At 39.6% G+C, this 19,165-nt stretch carries 16 protein-coding genes; 11 read left to right on the forward strand and 5 right to left on the reverse strand.

Annotated elements, in window-relative coordinates; genetic code table 11:
- The first annotated feature begins 52 nt into the window (after nucleotides 1-52).
- The 4 genes from RI196_RS07895 to RI196_RS07910 all read left to right on the forward strand — a co-directional run bounded on the left by RI196_RS07895 (nucleotide 53) and on the right by RI196_RS07910 (nucleotide 4,118).
- Nucleotides 53-910 carry an alpha/beta fold hydrolase gene (locus tag RI196_RS07895; RefSeq protein WP_144598356.1) on the forward strand — a complete coding sequence of 286 codons (858 nt, stop codon included), beginning with the start codon at nucleotides 53-55 and terminating at the stop codon, nucleotides 908-910.
- 502 nt (nucleotides 911-1,412) lie between these two features.
- On the forward strand, nucleotides 1,413-1,619 hold the full coding sequence (locus tag RI196_RS07900; protein ID WP_130158872.1) for a 4-oxalocrotonate tautomerase: 207 nt from the start codon (nucleotides 1,413-1,415) through the stop codon (nucleotides 1,617-1,619).
- A 319-nt stretch (nucleotides 1,620-1,938) separates the two neighbouring features.
- Nucleotides 1,939-2,208, forward strand: coding sequence for a 2Fe-2S iron-sulfur cluster-binding protein (locus RI196_RS07905; protein WP_063389622.1), 270 nt, complete (start codon nucleotides 1,939-1,941; stop codon nucleotides 2,206-2,208).
- A gap of 17 nt (nucleotides 2,209-2,225) precedes the next feature.
- Nucleotides 2,226-4,118, forward strand: a complete 1,893-nt coding sequence (locus tag RI196_RS07910; protein WP_311067220.1) for a XylR N-terminal domain-containing protein — start codon at nucleotides 2,226-2,228, stop codon at nucleotides 4,116-4,118.
- A gap of 538 nt (nucleotides 4,119-4,656) precedes the next feature.
- Here RI196_RS07910 and RI196_RS07915 read toward each other — a convergent pair.
- Entirely contained in the window at nucleotides 4,657-5,358 is a 702-nt protein-coding gene (locus RI196_RS07915; protein WP_311067221.1) for a Crp/Fnr family transcriptional regulator, read from the reverse strand.
- A 175-nt stretch (nucleotides 5,359-5,533) separates the two neighbouring features.
- Between RI196_RS07915 and RI196_RS07920 the strand changes: the two genes are divergently transcribed.
- The 5 genes from RI196_RS07920 (at nucleotide 5,534) to RI196_RS07940 (ending at nucleotide 10,373) form a co-directional block, all read left to right on the forward strand.
- Nucleotides 5,534-6,439, forward strand: coding sequence for a hypothetical protein (locus RI196_RS07920; protein WP_311067222.1), 906 nt, complete (start codon nucleotides 5,534-5,536; stop codon nucleotides 6,437-6,439).
- A 233-nt stretch (nucleotides 6,440-6,672) separates the two neighbouring features.
- Nucleotides 6,673-7,362, forward strand: coding sequence for a YknW family membrane protein (yknW, locus tag RI196_RS07925; RefSeq protein ID WP_311067223.1), 690 nt, complete (start codon nucleotides 6,673-6,675; stop codon nucleotides 7,360-7,362).
- 7 nt (nucleotides 7,363-7,369) lie between these two features.
- Nucleotides 7,370-8,497: an efflux RND transporter periplasmic adaptor subunit gene (locus RI196_RS07930; protein ID WP_311067224.1), complete on the forward strand. Its 1,128-nt coding sequence runs from the start codon at nucleotides 7,370-7,372 to the stop codon at nucleotides 8,495-8,497.
- Complete coding sequence (locus tag RI196_RS07935) at nucleotides 8,494-9,183, forward strand: ABC transporter ATP-binding protein (RefSeq protein WP_311067225.1); 690 nt, start codon at nucleotides 8,494-8,496, stop codon at nucleotides 9,181-9,183. The genes RI196_RS07930 and RI196_RS07935 overlap by 4 nt, the downstream gene beginning before the upstream one ends.
- The gene (locus tag RI196_RS07940; RefSeq protein ID WP_311067226.1) at nucleotides 9,180-10,373 is read left to right on the forward strand and encodes an ABC transporter permease; all 1,194 of its coding nucleotides are present in this window, start codon (nucleotides 9,180-9,182) and stop codon (nucleotides 10,371-10,373) included. The genes RI196_RS07935 and RI196_RS07940 overlap by 4 nt, the downstream gene beginning before the upstream one ends.
- A 156-nt stretch (nucleotides 10,374-10,529) precedes the next feature.
- Here RI196_RS07940 and ltrA read toward each other — a convergent pair whose 3' ends face one another.
- The gene (gene ltrA, locus RI196_RS07945) at nucleotides 10,530-11,789 is read right to left on the reverse strand and encodes a group II intron reverse transcriptase/maturase (protein ID WP_311067329.1); all 1,260 of its coding nucleotides are present in this window, start codon (nucleotides 11,787-11,789) and stop codon (nucleotides 10,530-10,532) included.
- A gap of 582 nt (nucleotides 11,790-12,371) precedes the next feature.
- Nucleotides 12,372-13,541: an FtsW/RodA/SpoVE family cell cycle protein gene (locus RI196_RS07950; RefSeq protein ID WP_063389628.1), complete on the reverse strand. Its 1,170-nt coding sequence runs from the start codon at nucleotides 13,539-13,541 to the stop codon at nucleotides 12,372-12,374.
- A 213-nt stretch (nucleotides 13,542-13,754) separates the two neighbouring features.
- Here RI196_RS07950 and RI196_RS07955 point away from each other — a divergent pair, with 213 nt between their 5' ends.
- Nucleotides 13,755-14,609, forward strand: a complete 855-nt coding sequence (locus tag RI196_RS07955; protein ID WP_165381945.1) for a DUF4349 domain-containing protein — start codon at nucleotides 13,755-13,757, stop codon at nucleotides 14,607-14,609.
- An 865-nt stretch (nucleotides 14,610-15,474) separates the two neighbouring features.
- Here RI196_RS07955 and RI196_RS07960 read toward each other — a convergent pair.
- Nucleotides 15,475-16,101, reverse strand: coding sequence for a LysE family translocator (locus RI196_RS07960; protein ID WP_130157976.1), 627 nt, complete (start codon nucleotides 16,099-16,101; stop codon nucleotides 15,475-15,477).
- A gap of 296 nt (nucleotides 16,102-16,397) precedes the next feature.
- Nucleotides 16,398-17,630, reverse strand: coding sequence for an aminopeptidase (locus RI196_RS07965; RefSeq protein WP_094245626.1), 1,233 nt, complete (start codon nucleotides 17,628-17,630; stop codon nucleotides 16,398-16,400).
- Nucleotides 17,631-17,777: 147 nt separating this feature from the next.
- Between RI196_RS07965 and RI196_RS07970 the strand changes: the two genes are divergently transcribed.
- Complete coding sequence (locus RI196_RS07970) at nucleotides 17,778-18,944, forward strand: acyl-CoA dehydrogenase family protein (RefSeq protein ID WP_094245627.1); 1,167 nt, start codon at nucleotides 17,778-17,780, stop codon at nucleotides 18,942-18,944.
- Nucleotides 18,945-19,165 lie beyond the last annotated feature (221 nt).

A 19,165-nucleotide genomic window follows, 5' to 3' on the forward strand; every position in this document is an offset into this window, starting at 1 on the left:
AGTACGTGTTGGAAAATGATTCGATAATAGAGTCGAGAGGGGAGGAATTGGTTTGCAAGAAGCGACAAGTGCCCGTGTCAAAACCGGAGACTATGAAACTTATTTTTACCGCACCGGCATCGGAAATAATGAAGCGATTCTTTTTATCCATGGGTCCGGTCCTGGAGCAACTGCTTGGTCTAATTGGCAATATGCGCTCCCTTTTTTCAAGGAAAAGGGATTTGATTGTATCGCGCCAGACTTAATCGGTTTTGGAATGTCGGAACATCCGTCTTCACCTCCGAAAGGCATCCGGTCATGGATGAGGTTATGGGTGGATCAGCTTAAAGACCTTTTGGATGAATTGGAAGTGAAAAACGTTCATTTAGTGGGAAATTCTTTAGGCGGGGCTGTTGCTCTTCATTTATTGGCCGAGGCGCCTGATCGAATTGATCGCGTTGTGTTGATGGGCTCGGCGGGTGCTCCGTTTCGATTGACTCCAGAACTTGACCGTGTTTGGGGGTTTTATGAGGATCCATCCGCAGAGGCAATGGCGCAGATCATTCGCTGGTTTGCATATGATGAAAGCTTTATTAAAGACAATCTTAACAGTATTAGTAAAATGCGCTTTGAGGCCGCAATGAATTCTGCCGTGCGCCGTTCCTATGAAGCAATGTTTCCTCCGCTTCGCCAGCGGATAGTAGATGATCTTGTTTTGCCAAGCGCCACTTTGCGCCGCATACAACAACAAGTTTTACTCGTTCACGGGCTGAATGATCCGATCGTTCCTGTTGAGACAAGTTATTATTTTGCCAAACATCTTCCGCGGGTAAAAATGATGATTTACGGACAATGCAGCCATTGGACGCAAGTGGAATATCGAGACAGCTTTCATTCTTTGCTTTTGCATTTTTTTCACAATGAAATATAAGAATATTTTTATGTTTTTATCAAAAACAAGGTTATGATTCGCTTTTTTGAAAGCCAGACAGCATTGCGAATATGTCTAGTACAACACAACAGTTACGGTTGTTGTACATTTCAATCATTGACGCTTTACCTAGAAAGACAGCCTGCACTAAAAGAGATTTGAAATTTTTTGCAGCCGGCATCGCATTTTCTCACTTTAGCGGCTGTCTTCCCGCATCATGTTAAAAGAACGATTTACGAAAAATGTTGGGTCAGATGTATGCTTCATCTCTTTATAGTTTTTTAAAGGAATGGTGCCATTATTTCGCCGGTTGCGGTGATAGTGTGTCAGGGGCCATTATTTGAACGATAACAAACTTTCTCGTGACCAAGAATCAGTGCAATGGTAGAAATCGTTCTAAGCGGGAGTTAACCGATGCAATAGCAAAACGTTTTCTCCATAAGCCTGAACTTCTTTCGTTCGGTTGAAGCCTTTTTATCTTTGGAAAGGAGAGTCAAAACGTATGCCTTTCATTCAAGTTCACTTGTTAGAAGGTCGTTCTCCGGAAAAAAAGGAGACACTTATCTATGAATTAACGGAGACGGTGTGCAAAGTATTGGATGCGCCGAAAGAAAATGTCCGCATCATGATTCAAGAAATGCCTCTAGAACATTGGGGAATTGCTGGAGAATCTGTGAAAAAACGAAGAGAGCATGAAAAAGAGGGGTGAAATCGGTAGATACAAAAGTAGAAAGTTAATTGTTTATGAATGGGGAACATGTTGCGTGATTAAGAACTCCGTTCGACGCTTTCAAGAACTGCGGCATTGGTCGTGAAGAAGAAAACATAACTTAAGCAAAAATATTTAATATGCTTATAGGTGTCGGATAGCCATGATGTTATGTTCATCAACGATGCGATCAATGCTATGGCATTTTTGTTTCTTTTCGCCAGCGCTAGTAAAAGCAGGTGCAAAATGGCGCATAACGTTATGCTGTAGAGCATGCTTGAATAATAGAAAAAATTATCATGTTGGGAGGGAGATAATAATGGTATATCAAATTCATATAGGCGGAGAAATTTTTTCTTGCGGAGAGAGCGTTGATTTATTAAAAGCTGCGAGATCTCATCAAGTAAAAATTCCTTATGGATGTGCAAATGGAGGTTGCGGAATGTGCAAAGTCAAAATCCAAAAGGGAGAATACAAAATTGGATTGTGTTCGAAAGGAGCTCTTTCGGATGAGGAGCGGCAACAAGGTTATGTATTGGCTTGCAAAACGTATCCGCTCAGCCACTTGATTGGTGATCTTGTTGAATAAAGCTAAGGTGGTAACATATGAACAAAAAAAGATCGGCATTAGATCAGCTGGAATTAAATTTTGATAACGGTTACATTTATATGGGGAAGTCCCGCTCGATGATTGTGGCGACAAATGCGCTCGGATTATTGCGCAGAGATTTAATTCGCGACATGGGATTTGAACGGATGAAAGGTTTTTTGTTTCGGTATGGATGGAATCTAGGTAGACAAGACGCGAAAGAATTGATGAATCATGCAAACTGTACAGTAGAGGAGTACATTCAAGATGGTCCAAAGCTGCATACGATGAAAGGTCATGTGAAAGCGAGATGTACTTTTTTAGAAGTCAGAAGGGAAAATGGAAAATATCAAGTCAGAATGGAAGGATATTGGTGTCATTCCTATGAAGCAGAAGAACATGTGCGCCATTTTGAGACATCATCCATCCCAGTTTGCTTTACCCTTTCTGGTTATGCCAGCGGCTTCGTTTCAGAAATTGTCGGAGAAAAGACGATTTTCAAAGAAATTGCTTGTCAAGGTATGGGAAAAGAAGAATGCCATTGGATCGGCCAAACGGTGGATCGATGGGGAGAAGAAGCGGAACAAGAGCTGTGCTATCTTGAAGAGTCCCCAATCGTAGAAGAGTTGGCGGCAACATACGAAAAACTTTTAGAAGAACGGAATAATTTAAAATTTGTGACGGATGTTCATAAGAAGCTCACTGAGGAAATCATTAAAGGAAACAATTTAGACTCCGTAGTTCGTCAAGTGTTTCAATCGACGAATATCCCAGTTTTAATTGAGAACCTGCACCTTCATCCGATGGCCTATGCTGGGATTACTTCCAATGAATTAGAACAATATAAAAACGAACTTATTGACTATGTAGGAAAAAATCCTTTTTGCCAGCCTCAAGCCATCGTCACATCAACACAACTTCTTCATTTGCGCCATCATGATCGCCTGATGACACCAATATTTTTGCAAAACAAAATTGTAGGATATTGTTCGTTTGTTTATCGCGATTTGCATCAATATAACGCCTCAATTTCTCCTATGATTTTAGAGCGGCTGGCCTCTGTCAGCTCGGTATGCTTGCTCAATGAAAAAGCGAAGCTAGAATCGTATGAACGGATTAAAGGATTTTTTTTAGAGGAAATGATTAATGCGGGACAACAAAGCAATGATCACGACTTAATCATGAAAGCTAGTTTAATAGGAGTGGATTTATCCAAGCCTTTTTATATCTGTGTGCTGGATTGCCGGTTTCAAGAAGATGATTTATCGAAGGAGCTGGAAATGCAAAAAGAAGTTTTAAGTTTTCTTTCCGCTTACGGCAAAGATCAAAAACAAAACATGTTGATTGGCCAGCGTGCTAAACATCTTATTTTGCTGGTAACAGCAGATCAAGTTGCTAAAACAGGTATACAAACATGGCTGTCAAAAATCGTTGATTTACTATCTTCACAATTCTCTACTATTAAATTTTACGGGGGAATCAGCTCCAAAGCAAACAATGTGTCAAATGCCGGGGAAGCATATAAAGAAGCACTTACAGCAGTCAGGGTGTCATCGAAACACCAACAAATCATTTCATTTGAATCGTTAGGAGTTGTTGGTGTGCTGATTAATGAAAAGAATGAACAAGAGGTAAAAAAAATGGCTAAAGCTTGCCTTGGAAACTTAAAACTGGATGATTCAAAAAATATCGAGTTCCTGCGAACATTGTACATCTTTCTAGTCAATGGAGGCAATTTGGAACAGACAGCGGCAGATTTGGCGTTATCCATCAGCGGATTGCGTTACAGGGTGAGCAAAATCGAAAGCATTATTCAGAAGGAACTGCGAAATCCTATGATTCATCATCAACTTCTTTTATCGATCCAGTCATTAATGATGATTGGAGAGATCGATATCGGCATTAAATAATGAAGGCACTAAAGGTACGGACATTTTCCTGCATGGGAATGGCACCGGTTGTGATTTGTATTCATAATAAAAGTTTCATATGGAAATTCTAAAATTTGCAGGAATCAAGTGCAAATTTTGAGTTAAATTCCATTTGGTATCCCCTACTCAGGTAGACAAAAAAAACAGATGCATTTCATATGATGTGTAAAGAGTCTGCCTGGGATGGGGGTTTTTAATGGCAAAGAAAAAACAAAACCTCAAATCAGGAACCTTTCATTTGAAGGAAAAGATTAAAGACACTTATATGAAGCACACCCCGAAACGATCGAACAGGTTCTCATTTTTTTAGCCTTAGCCGCTTTAAAAAAATGCCTGTCCTGCGATCGAATCATTGTCCCGGCATAGTATTCCCTATTTTCATTGTTTTACTTGACAGAATATATGCACGACAAGATCTTTGTTAAATGAAAACTAAACAAAGAAACTGGCGATTTGCCAGTTTAAAGTTCCGCCTCCATCTCTGAAAGACAAGGAGCATATAAGATGGTTTTCCAATTTAATCAATTCGGCAGTAGGAAACGGGGCAATTTTCACAATTGATTTCATCTTTTAAAAATTGAAGATCGTGAATGGTGATTTTTTTGTTTTGAAAAGAAATCACGCCTTTTTTCCTCAACTTGCTCAACATTCTATTGATACTTTCTCTAGTCGCTCCGCAAAAATTCGCAAGCTCCTGATTGGTCATGTCTATATTAATGAGAATTCCGTTATCAGTATTTACTCCATAGCTGTTCGCCATTCGGATGAGTGTGGAGTATAAGGCACCTTTCTTCCCGTTTAAAATCAAATCACGGAATTTTGTTTGAGTAATTTGATATTGTTCGCTCATCCATTTTAGGAACGAAAGGCTAAGATTCGGATTTTCAAACAGTTTGCATTCTAATCGTTCTTTTTTTATGAAATAAATGGAACTGTTTTCTAAAACTTTTGCGTTAAATATGTGCTTTGGTTCATTTGAAAAAATAGAAGATTCACCAATAAGGTCGCCTTTTTTGCAGATCCTAAGCGCTAATTCTCTTCCATCTAAAGTTGATTTGCTTATTTGCACCAAACCGGATTGAATGCAATATAATTCATGAACCTCCATGCCTTCTTGAAAAAGATACGTCCCTTCCCTTACGTTTATGATTCCGTCGAAATATTCATGCAAAGCACTCAATGGATCGGTTAAGAATGGATCCGCCACTTGTTTGACCATTAAAAAACCTCCTTTCAAGAAGGAAACCATCTATATACCAATATTTTACCAGAAACTAGGAATCTTGACTGTGAAAAAATGGTGAATTGTAATGTAAAGCACATTTTTTTATGAATAAAAATTAGGCGATTACAAAAAAATAAAATGAATTTAAATGAATAAGGAGGGAAAAAGAGTGCCACAACGCATTCAATCGTATGTAAATCAAGCGCAGCAGGCATTGCAGCAGATTCAACAAATTGCCAAAATGCTGAAACAGCAAGAACAGCAAAACGCTAATCAAGCATTTAGCTCAAATCAATTTACAGCACAACAGACACAAGCATTTGGACAAAAGGAACAAAATGCGGTGCAAAATTTGCAGCAAATTGAAAATTTGGCTCAGTCGCTTCATAGTCAAGCACAGCAGCTGCAAAATTATCAACCGAAAAACCAGTATCAAGCAGTATACCAAGCTCAACAACCGCAAAATCAATATCAAAGTCAGCAATCATCAGGCTTCAGCTTCAATCCGTTAAGCGGACAAGCGAGCCAAACAAACGTCAATGAAGTGCGCCAGCAAAACCAGCAATCAGCGCAGCAAATACCGAACCAGTATCAAGCGCAGCAATCATCAGGCTTCAGCTTTAATCCGTTAAGCGGACAAGCGAGCCAAACGAACGTCAATGAAGTGCGCCAGCAAAATCAGCAATCAGCGCAGCAAATACCGAACCAATATCAAGGTCAGCAATCATCAGGCTTCAGCTTCAATCCGTTAAGCGGACAAGCGAGCCAAACGAACGTAAACGAAGTGCGCCAGCAAAATCAGCAATCAGCGCAGCAAATACCGAACCAATATCAAGGTCAGCAATCATCAGGCTTCAGCTTCAATCCGTTAAGCGGACAAGCGAGCCAAACAAACGTCAATGAAGTGCGCCAACAAAACCAGCAATCAGCACAGCAAATACCGAACCAATATCAAACGCAGCAAGCATCCGGCTTCAGCTTCAATCCGTTAAGCGGACAAGCGAGCCAAACGAACGTCAATGAAGTGCGCCAACAAAATCAGCAATCAGCGCAGCAGTCACAAATACCGTTTTAAAGCCAAGCGCGGCAAACAGGCGCAAATTAGAGCTAAACAACATGCGGACAAAATGATAACCAAAGAGTTAATAACCTGTAAAAGACCGTAGAATGTATTTCTGCGGTCTTTTCATCATGTTAAGGGAAGTTTTTCAAAATATTTGTAAGAAATTCAAAAAATGTGAAACTTCATTCTTATCAATCTCGTAAAATAAATTGAAAATAATCATTATAATGGAGGAGATGACTTTAATGAGTGAGCAACTGAACATTCAGCATTCAAATGAAAAAGTGGATAAACCGTCGTTGTTTGGGATTGTGACAAGTCCGATTGAGACGCTTGAGCGGATCAAACAACAGCCAAAAGTATTGCTTCCATTAATTGTTGTCATTATTATTTCATCTTTGGCAGCTTACCTTTCGATGTTGTCAGTCGACTATAGCATCGTGGAAGAGGAATTAGGTGTAGAAGGAGCAGCTTACGTCGGCGCATTTACAAAAGTCAGTGCACTTGTGTTTGGTATCATTGGCGGACTTATTGCACTATTGATTTCGGCACTTATTCTTTTTGCCATCGTTAAAATTGCCGGAAAACAAATTCGTTTTAAACAAATGTTTTCAATGACCGTTTTTATTTCTCTCATTACAACAATAGGAACACTGTTAAATGCGATTATTTTATATTTTGTCGGCGGAGGAGATACCCCTGATCAAGAATTTACAAGTTTAAACAGTATTGTAGGAGCTGAAGGGGCGCTTGGATCATTTTTGTCATCTATCGAAATTTTTGGAATTTGGGGAACGGTATTAACCGCTTTTGGGCTTCATCATGTAGGCCAACTATCCAAAGGTGCATCTTGGACCATTTCAATCGTTTTATTCATTCTTGGCAGTCTGATAATGACATTATCAGGAGCAACTCAATCATTGGTGGGGGCGTAGCAATAGTATGAGAAAGAAAGTTTTGATCGGTATAGGAGTTGCAGTTATCATCGCTTTATTTGTCGGGATCAGTATTTTTCGTGCTGCATCGAAGGGAAATCCGACTGTAGAAACAGTCAAGATGAAAGAAAAAGAAATTACCGGGAATGTAATGATTCCCGGTACTCTACAGTTAATGAATGAACAAAAAATTTATTATGATGCTGAAAGAGGAAAAGTCAAAAAAATCCTTGTCAATGAAGGGGACAAAATTAAAAAAGGAACACCCCTCGTCATTTATGAAAACGAACAATTAGAACTTGAAAAGGAACAGGCCAAGCTTTCGATTGAACAAAGCTACATCAAGCTCGATCAAATCAATGAGCAGTTGGAAGATCTTAAGAAAAAAGAAGAAGAATTGAAGAAACAAGTCGGTAAAGAAGAAGCAGAAAAGCAAATAGAAAATGAAAAAAATCAGCTGCAAATGGATAAAAAGATGACAAATCTTGAGCTTAAACAACAGAAGATTCAAAAGGAAACAGTAGAAAAGAAAATTTCAGAACTTGAAGTAAAAAGCGAAGTTGATGGAATTGTGATTACCGTAGATGAAGATGCATCAGTAGCAATGGGCGAAAATGTGAAACCGCTCATACATATTGGCAGTTTAAACAAAATGAAAGTGGAAGGGGTCATTTCTGAATACGATTCTTTAAAAATTAAAGAAGGTCAGCCTGTAGTTTTAAAATCTGATGTGGTGCCTGATGCAAAATGGAAAGGAAAAGTATTGAAAATTGGCATTTTGCCTCAACAAGGCAGTGAGATGGCGGCGGAAACAGGAAACGAGGCTGTCCAGTATCCAGTGGAAGTTCTTGTCCAAGATCAGAACATCCCGGTGAAGCCTGGCTTTAAATTGATTATGGAAATTGAAACGGAAAGAAAAAAAGCGAATGTTATTCCTCTTACCGCTGTTCAACAAGATGATAATCAACAATATGTTTATGTAGTGAAAAACGGAAAAATAACAAGAAAAGAAATTAAAACCGGTACTTCAACCGATGAATATATTGAGGTGACGAGCGGTTTAACAAAAGATGATGAAATTGTTCGTGAACCATCTGATGAAATCAAAGCAGGCGTGGAAGTGACAATCAAATGATCAAGCTGGAAGATGTGACGAAATCTTATAGAAACGGTAAAGAAACAATGGATGTGCTCAAAAAAATCAATTTAGAAATCCGGCAGGGGGATTTTGTGGCCATTATGGGGCCGTCCGGTTCCGGCAAATCAACTCTCATGAATATTATTGGCTGTTTGGACCGCCCGACATCAGGTGCTTACTATTTTGAAGGGAAGGATATATCGTCCCTTGATGATCAAGAATTGGCCAAAATACGCAACAAGAAAATCGGTTTTGTTTTTCAGCAGTTTCATCTTCTGCCGCGGTTGAGCGCCTTAAAAAATGTAGAGCTGCCAATGATTTACGCCGGCATTGGAAAAAAACAGCGGGATGAACTCGCTAAGCAGGCTTTAATAAAGGTTGGTCTCGGCGATAGAATTCAGCATATGCCAAACGAATTATCGGGAGGCCAAAAACAACGGGTGGCAATAGCTCGAGCCATTGTGAATAATCCAAAGCTCATTTTGGCAGATGAACCGACTGGTGCATTGGATACGAAAACAAGCGAAGCAATTATGGAACAATTTACAATGCTAAATAAAGAAGGGACAACCATCATTGTCGTAACGCATGAACATGAAGTGGCTCAATTTGCTAAGCGTACGATTGTAGTAAGAGATGGAGAAATTTTACAAGAAGATTTGGGACGGGGGAGGACATTATGAATTTGATGGAAAATTTTCGGATGGCGTTTTCCTCCATTCTTGCCCATAAGCTCCGTTCAATTCTGACAATGCTAGGAATAATTATCGGTGTCGGATCTGTTATTTTAGTTGTAGCAATCGGCCAAGGGGGCGAACAAGCCTTAAAAGCCCAAATTGCAGGCAGCAGCAATACGATAGAAGTGTATTATCAACCAAGTGAAGAAGAGTTGAAAGCAAATCCGAACGCAATGCTAGTGGATCCGTTTACACAAGAAGATGTTGAAGCGCTGAAGGGGATTCCTGAAGTCAAACAGGTTGTTGCTTCCACGACAAGTTCTTATCAAACAAGGTATAGAGAAGAAACAATCGATGCAACGGTTTATGGGATCAATGCGGCATATATGGATGTAAATCAATTAAACATTGATAAAGGCCGCCTGTTTACGGAAGCGGATTTTTTAGGCGGCAGGCGTGTTGCGATTATTAGCGACCAACTAGCAAAAGATTTATTTAAAAGTCAAAATCCGATTGGCGAGGTCGTTTGGGTATCGAATCAGCCGTTCGAAATTATCGGCATACTTGAAAAACCGACAGGAATTTTTGCCTTTGGCATGTCGGAAATTTACACTCCATGGACGGCCTATCGAAATGCTTTCGGCCAAACGAATTATACACAAGTAACGCTTGAAGCAGTTAGCGCTGACGAAATCAAAGCTGCAGGGGAAAAAGCGGAGCAATTGCTAAACAGAATGCACAAGACGGAAGATTCGTATCAAGTGGTGAATTTTGAAGAAATTGCGGAATCCATTGGCCAAATTACCCGTATTATGACCATGATTATCGGAAGTATTGCGGGAATATCTCTCGTAGTTGGCGGTATCGGCGTTATGAACATCATGCTTGTCTCCGTTACCGAGAGAACGAGGGAAATCGGGATCCGTAAAGCGCTAGGGGCAACAAGAAGCCAAATCTTGCTGCAGTTTTTGATAGAATCGATGACATTAACACTAATTGGGGGAACCTTAGGGATTTTATTAGGTGCAGGAATTGCTTCCATCGTGTCCATTTTTGCCGGTTGGCCTTCATTAGTATCGTGGCAGGTTGTCGTCGGTGGACTGTTGTTCTCCATGTTTATTGGAATTCTCTTTGGACTATTGCCGGCAAACAAGGCTGCAAGACTGGATCCAATCGAATCGTTAAGATATGAGTGACACAGAAAGCTGCTACCTCTGCCTTCCATAGGCGAGAAAAAATCAAAAATGAATGCTAATACAATCTGTTTCTTTAAACAAAATCGAGTAGGAGGGGGTGACTAACCCCCGACCTCTCACACCACCGTACGTACCGTTCGGTATACGGCGGTTCAATTAAGTATGACGTAGTGCTTGATATCTTTCGAATAGACTTCTTAACCCTCGACGCTTCCAATAGGAGTTGTCGAGGGTTTTGTGTAGAATGGGACTGCAGGCAATCCGCCAATATTTCTTGCGTGTATTGCCCCATTCGAATGCTTTATGGCTTGGAACCCCTAATCCTCTGAGTTTCCGAATTCTTGTTTTCGGGGTTTTCCATTCTTTCCACAAACACATCCGAAGCCTTCGTCTAATCCATTCATCAAATTCTTTGAACTTACTTGGTGTTTCTGCCAAGGCAAAATATCCGCACCATCCCATTAAATACTTGTTCAGATTCTCAATCCTTTTCTCCATTGGATACGGTTTCGACCTTGATGTAATTTCACGGATCTTGTTCTTCAAACGTTTCACACTTTCGTTCGCAATCCGTACCTTTGGAGTCTTATTGAGTGTGAAGCTGAAACCGAGAAACTTCCGTTTCCAAGGACGGTCTACCGCCGATTTCTCTTTATTTACCTTGAGCTTTAACTCCTTCTCTATAAAGTTCGTAATGGAGTTCATGACACGAATTCCTGCTTTCTTTGTTTTCACATAGATGTTACAGTCATCCGCATACCGAACAAACTTATGTCCACGTTTCTCAAGCTCCTTATCCAATTCATGAAGCATGATGTTTGATAAAAGTGGACTAAGCGGGCCGCCTTGAGGCGTTCCCATGTCCGTTTCCATTACCACTCCATTGATCATCACGCCTGATTGAAGATACCGGCGGATTACCTTCAGTAGAATTCGATCTTTGATCGTTTTCGCCAAGATCCCCATCAGTTTGTCGTGATTCACCTTGTCAAAGAATTTCTCTAGGTCTATATCGACTACCCAACGATATCCTTCTTTGATATAACCCTTTGCTTCCCTAACCGCATCATGTCCCCTTCTACCTGGGCGGAAACCATAGCTATGGTTCGAGAAGGTCGGATCAAAGATTTTCGTCAACACTTGGGCAATCGCTTGTTGGATGAAACGATCCGTCACGGTAGGGATCCCTAGAAGCCTTACTCCACCGTTCGGTTTCGGGATTTCGACTCGACGGACGGGTAAGGGCTTGTAGGTTCCTTCTCTCAACGACTGTCGAATGGAGTCCCAATTTTCGTAGAGGTGTCTTCGTAGGTCTTTTACGGACATGCCATCTACTCCGTGACCTCCTTTATTCTGTTCGACTCGTTTCAGTGCCGCCAGGAGATTTTCCCGTGACAAAATCATTTCCATCAACATTGATATCCTCTCCACGTGAACGAATTCTTCTATTTGTGCCATCTTCTGCTCCACCCTCTTGAAGTCCCCCGTGGGATTCACCACTTCCTCCTTCAAGTAAGTCCTATCGGATTGTCTGCTTCCACACAGAAGATGAACGCCTAGCGATTCGTTCTCCTTAATTGTTCAGTCCTTCCTCTTCCATCTCGAGCTTGGAAGAGTACTATGACTTCTGCTGACTTCTGACTGTTCAGCTATCTATCACTAGATAGGTTACCAAGGTTACTTGGCGTGCCAGCCAGACCTCCCCGGGTAAGAGTGTAATCTTTCCTTCCATCCATCTGCTTCATTTACTTTGTATCACCTTCGGCAGAAAGGGCTTTGTTTTGTTGTGCAAACTCACCCAGTGATACCTAGCCTCATATGAAGTTCGTGTTCCTCAGACCGGAAGTTTGCCGCTCGCTTCCTTCAGATTCCGCGTCACCACAGACACCCTTGCGTTAAGCTAACTGCTACTTCTGCCTTCGCAGCTCGGGACTTTCACCCTATAGATTACACCCATGCCGGGCGCACACAAAAAAGGTGTCCAACTTTATTGGACACCTATTCTTTTGAAAACATAGATACACGATGGTGCCATCGGATACTGAAAATCAATCCGATCGCCATCATGCTGCCAATAAGGGAGCTTCCTCCATAGCTGATAAAAGGAAGCGGTATACCTGTGATCGGCAGAAGGCCAATCGTCATGCCGACATTTTGAAATACATGGAAGACAAACAAGCTGATGACGCCAGTACAAAGATAGCTGTTAAACGGTTCAGTTGTTTCAATTGACACTTTAATGATGTGATAGATTAATAAGAAAAATAAACTAATGACAATACTAGTGCCGATAAATCCAAATTGCTCCCCAATCACACTGAATATAAAGTCGGTGTGGTTTTCAGGGATATATACTTGTCCATGCCCAACCCCTTTTCCGAAAATTTGGCCAGATCCGATAGCTTTTAGAGAATTGAGCAAATGATAGCCTTCAGCGCTTTTATATCCTTCGGGATTTAACCATGCATAAATCCGGCCGAACTGATATTGCTTGACACCTAAATATTTGGCAAGAAATTCAGGCATTCGCAATACAAGATAAAAAATTGTTGCAGCAAAGAGGGTTACGATGAGAAACCCTAATGTAAGAATCCGCCAAGATATGCCTGAAACAAGAATAAGGCCGGCTAAAATGGCAAACATGACAAGCGCAGTCCCAAAGTCAGGCTGCAGTATAACGAACAATACCGGTACTGCTGTCGTCACACCCATTTTACATAACAAAATGAGATCGGTTTGAATGGTTCGATGCAAATACTTTTGATGATGCTTGCAAATAATATGGCTCAAAGCAATGATTAAGAAAACTTTCATGATTTCTGAAGGCTGAAACGAAAAACCGGGAAGAGTAAACCATGCTTTAGCGCCATTTATTTCTTTGGCAATTTTTTCTGGTGAAATCATTAACAAAAATAGAAGAAATATCCCAAAACCGTATAAATACCATGTCATTTTTTGAATTTGTTCTGAATCGAACAGCATGACAACTCCGGCAATAAGACAGCTGGCTGCATAGAAGGCAATTTGCTTAAAAATAAAGTTTACCGCATATTGCCCTGAAGTCATTTGCGCTCCGTAAATGGCCACGCAGCTCGCGCAAAATAGTAGAAATATAATAAATGCTAATTGATAATCAAACCGCGATTGCGCCTTTTTGTTAGAATCCATGAAGCCCACCAACTTTATGAAAATGATTTTTTTAGAAGAGTAGAATTTCCTTATGTTAGACGAATGGTAAAAGCGAAAGGTTTCAAGCGCAAGTACGTTTATTATAGTAGCACACTTTCATTTGTTTGCACACATTTTATTCATCTATTTAAGATACCTTTGCTTCATTATTTCGTCTAATCCATAAACTGTAATTAACTGGAGATGATGAAAATGAAGAAAGTCTTGATTGGTTTGTTGCTGCTCTTCTTGGTCGCCTGCAGCAATTCAGAACAAAAATCATCCGTAGAAAGTGCTAAAATGGATCAGACCATGATAGAGAAAAAAATTGAAAAAAAAGGAGAAATGGAAACAGTTGAAGCGAAATCAGCTGCCAGCACATACTCAAACGAACGAAAAGTTATGTACACTGCGAATATAACGGCAGAAGTGGTAAGCTATGATGAAACGATTGCAAACTTAACAAAGAAGGCCGAAAGCAGAGGGGGCTATATCATTCAATCAAATGCAGTGGAACAGGATGGAAAGATCGAGGCATATGTAACGTTCCGCATTCCTCAAAATGAACTTCAACGATTTATAGAGGAAGTGAAAAAGGCAAGCATATCAGTCAAATCGGAGCAAATGACTGGTGAAGATCAAACAGAAGAATATGTCGATTTAAACTCTCGATTGAAATCGAAGCAAGCGGTTGAAGCTCGGCTCCTTAAATTTATGGAATCGGCTGAGAAAACAGAAGACTTGTTGAAAATTTCGGAAGATTTGGCAGCTGTCCAAGAAGAAATCGAACAATTAAAGGGCAGAATAAAATATATTGAAAATAGAACAGACTATGCAACAGTTGAACTGCAATTAACAGAAATAAAATCTCATGAAAATTTTTCAAAGGATTTTAATACGTGGGAAAAAACGAAAGAACAATTTTTGACAAGCATTCATTGGATTGTTCAGGCGGCATCTTGGATTGTTGTGATCGTTGTAGGGAATTTACCAATTGTTTTATTGGCGCTTATTATATTTTTCTTCGTCTATCGAACATTTAAAAAGAAACAGGAGAAAACTGAGTAATCTTTTTTACTTGTGGATCGGCTGTTAAAATGATAAAGACCGCACAATTTATTAATGAAATTGTGCGGTCTTTTTCAATTTGAATTTTTTAACTCTGACTTCAAAGAAGCTTGCGAGCCAAGGCATGTTTTTTTAGGGGATATCTATAACTCGTTTTTTCGCATAATAGAAGCCCTCATTATTGTTTTAGAAACGTTGATATATTGAGGATTTGGCTTTCCGGAAAGCCCTGGAAATACCGATTGCAGCGCTTTTGCTTTCATCATCGTTAGTTTATTATGGGCAGTTTCGGACTTCACGTACTAAAAATGTGAAGTCTCTTTGTTATGAATTCGCTGTGTTTATTCTGCATTTAATTAACTAAGTAGTATAAAATATATCCGCAAATTATCGATAAAAAAAGATGCTGAAGAAACCGCTGCAAACGATGTTCAAAAAATGTTTTTATTTGTAGAGCCGGCTTAGTTTTTTCTGCGTTCACCATGTTCACCTCTCATTTGTACAAATATATGCGAATTAGAAGGTTAAAATGAATAAACACCTTCAAATGATTGGAATGATGATTATTCAGCTTGACGATTTTGTTTTTGGGAGAAGGATGATAGGAAGAATTCAGTTATGTAGGAGGACAAATAGATTAATAAACGTAGAATTATAGCAGACAAAAGAAGCTGTAAAAAGAATGAGTTTGGACGGCTTTAAAACATGTTGAAAAAATCGATCTTACTGCCTTAAGAAAAAATAGTGCGGGAAAGTAATGATGTTGATTCGGACATTCATCTTCTAAACAAATGAAGTAGGGGGCAGAGTAAAAAAACTGGAGCGAAAAAAATTTCGCTCCTGACGTTCCCCCTCATTGTATCTACTAAATTTTTGTAAAAAGCAGCTTTCCGCCAAGAACTGCAAATAAAATAGATTTGCCGTAATGAATAGCAGAAACTGTTTTTTTAGATTGAAACAGAATTTTTATTTTGCCAGCTAATGCTGAAAATAAGGAAAACAATACCAATGCCTGTACAATGAAAATAAGACCTAGCACAAACATGTCGAGCTGAACATGGACGCTGTTTGTTGATACAAACTGCGGCAAGAAAGCTAAAAAGAACAATGACACCTTCGGATTTAACAGGTTCATCAAGATGCCTCTTTTATATAAAGAAAAGAGTGAAAGACTTTTTACATTTGCTATTTTACCGGAAACTGCTGATTTCCCTTCCTTATAAGATTCCCATGCTAAATATAACAGATAGATCGCACCGACAGATTTAATAGCTGTAAAAATAACAGTAGATTGATAGAGTATGGCTGACAGTCCGAGTGATGCGATTAAAGTATGTCCGATAAGTCCGGTACAAAGTCCGAGAGTAGTGATGAACCCCGCTCGAAAGCCGTAAGACATGCTTTGTGCAATGACAAATAAATTATCGGGTCCTGGTGCAACGGTTAATAAAATAGAAGCTGCAAGAAAACTTAAAATGATGGACAATTCCATTTTTTACGTTCTCCTTTTCGCATAGTGGATCATTATAAAGTTTGGCTGTTTTTTTCTTTGAATAAGAATGAAAAGGGCAAAGTCAAATGACCGCCCATTAGCATGATAAAGTACGATTCGATTCAAAGAAGACAAATACTATGATGATGTTGATGCAGCAAATAAGCAAAACGAGAAATATAGAGCTTTTACTGACTTGCCTGAAACAAACGTTAAGGATGTACGATACAGTTTCAGCTAAGTGTTGTGCAATATTTAAGCAAGGCTTTCATGAGAAACGATCAGCCGGCCCTTTTTTAAAACGCCCAATTTCCTTTTCGGAAGATTGGTTCACGTGTGCCGTCCGGAAGAATGCCGTCGATGTCCATTTCTGCACTTCCGATCATAAAATCAACATGTGTAATGCTCGTGTTGAGACCATGCTGTTTCAATTCATCCTCTGTCATCGTTTTTCCGCCTTCTAAGCAAAATGCATAGGCGCTGCCGATCGCTAAATGGTTTGAAGCATTTTCGTCAAACAACGTGTTATAAAATAAAAGATTTGACTTTGAGATCGGTGAGTTATGAGGTACTAAAGCAATTTCACCTAAATAATGAGAGCCTTCATCTGTTTCGACTAATTGCTTCAAAATTTCTTCGCCTTTTTCGGCTGTTACATTTGTAATGCGTCCTCGTTCAAATGTGATTACAAAATTTTCGATTAAATTTCCGCCGTAGCTTAACGGTTTTGTGCTAGTCACATAACCATTTACCCCATCTTTTTTCGGAGCTGTGAACACTTCTTCTGTAGGCATGTTTGCCATGAAAGAAACGCCTTTTTCATTAACGCTTCCTGCACCCACCCATAGGTGCTTTTCAGGCAGTTCAATAGTTAAATCCGTTCCAGGAGCTTGATAATGGAGTTTTCTATATTTTTTCGCATTTAAATAATCGACTTTTTGATGAAGGTTTTCATTATGTTTTTTCCATGCAGAAACCGGATCTTCCTCATTAATACGTGTTGCTTGAAAAATAGCATTCCATAATTTTTCAACTCGAAGCGATTTTTCTTCATTTGGAAAAACTTTCTCCGCCCATTCTTCGCTTGCGGCAGCGATAACCGTCCAGCTGACTTTATCCGATTGTATGTATCTGCGAAACGTATTTAAAGCTGTTCCAGACGCTTTCTGGAAATTAGCGATTCTCTCAGGCTGAATGCCTTTTAATAAATCAGGGCTTTGGGACACAATAGAAATAAAAGCTGCATTTCTTTCTGCTAGGGCAGTTCTTTCGAGAGACTTCCATTCAGGATATTCTAAAAACACGTCATCAGGAGCCTTTTCATATTTTAATCTTGTTAAAACATCATCTTGCCAGTCGATATGAATATTCCTTGCACCAACCTCATAAGCTTTTTCCGCAATAAATCGGACGAGTTCTTTTGCATCTATGCTTGCAGAAATGAACAATTCTTGTCCTTTTTGAACATTGACTCCGACCTTGACGGCAAGTTCTGCATATTTTTCAAGCTGCTGTTTGAAAGTTGTCATCATCATTCTCCTTTATTTCCTACATATTTTTTTCTGTATTTTACCAAAAAAATTAAAATAAAACCAATTGGATTGCTTAACGAAAATGAATAATAGAGCTACAATAGAGATAGAAAAGAAAGAAAAAGAAACAGGTGTGTGAAGAATATGAATTTTTTAGATGAAATGGTTATTGTCAACAAATCGCATCGAGAATTAAGAGAAAAAGCCGAAAAACTTGCGGAGAAGTTCGCGGAGCGAGCCGCGAAAAATGATCAGGAATCTTCGTTTCCATTTGAAAACTTTTCAGATTTAAAAACGGAAGGATTTCTGAAATTAACTGTGCCAAAAAAATATGGAGGAAATGAAATTTCTTTATATGAATTTCTGCTTGTTCAAGAAAAAATTGCAGAAGGAGATGGAGCGACAGGTTTATCGTTAGGGTGGCATAATGGAATCGTAATGGATTTATCCGAATCAAAAAAATGGGATGAACGCACGTTTGAGCGCATTTGCGAAGAAATTGTCGCTGAAGGAAAATTAATCAATAGCTGTGCATCAGAACCGGCTGCCGGAAGTCCTGCAAGAGGCGGAAAACCAAAAACAACGGCAAGAAAAGAAGGAAGCAGCTGGATTATTAATGGCCATAAATCGTTCACATCACTGGCCCCGATTCTAGATTATTTTATTGTAACCGCAACAATTGAAGAAACAGGTGAGGTTGGCGAATATTTAGTCCCAAAAGGAGCAGAGGGGCTTTCCATAAAAGAAACATGGGATACAATCGGTATGCGCGCGACAAGAAGCGACGATTTATTACTGCACAACGTAAAGGTCGAAAAAGACGCTCTCGTTTCGATCAGACAAGCTACATTCAGTCCTTCCACTCCGAAAGGATGGCTTTTACATATTCCTGCCTGCTACCTCGGGATCGCTATCGCCGCAAGAAACTTTGCTGTCAAATATGCAAAAGAGTATCAACCTGCCAGTCTTTCTCATCCAATTTCAGAACTTTCGGAAGTGCGGCGAAAAACAGCTGAAATGGATCTGGAGCTTACAAGCGCACGGCATTTTATGTACAGTGTGGCGAAAAAATGGGATGAACAGCCGCATTTACACGAACAAATGGGGCATGAGCTGGCTGCCGTAAAATATGTTGCCACAAACAGTGCGATCAAAGTCGTTGACCTAGCCATGCGAATTGCAGGCGGACAAAGCTTAAGAAAAGAATACCCATTGGAGCGCTACTATCGGGATGTCAGATGCGGTCTTCATAATCCTCCAGCAGATGATATAACGTTAAAAATTTTCGGTGACCGTGCTTTTCAAGAATAAAAGAACACAAAAGGCGTTTTCTCAGGCTGAAAAGTTGATGGACAGCCGAAAAACGCCTTTTATTATTTCTGCGTTCATTCGTTCCTTAGTACAAATAAAAGCTTTCATTTATTACATTTGAACAAAAAATTGTTCATTGGTTTTAACTTCATTCAATCTTTTTTTATTGTCAAAACAACTTTGTCTTTTGTTTCACATCAATTGAAAAGTAGCTGCTGTCT

It is taken from the genome of Aeribacillus composti (genome assembly GCF_031760945.1).
In the GTDB taxonomy this organism is placed as follows: domain Bacteria; phylum Bacillota; class Bacilli; order Bacillales; family Aeribacillaceae; genus Aeribacillus; species Aeribacillus composti.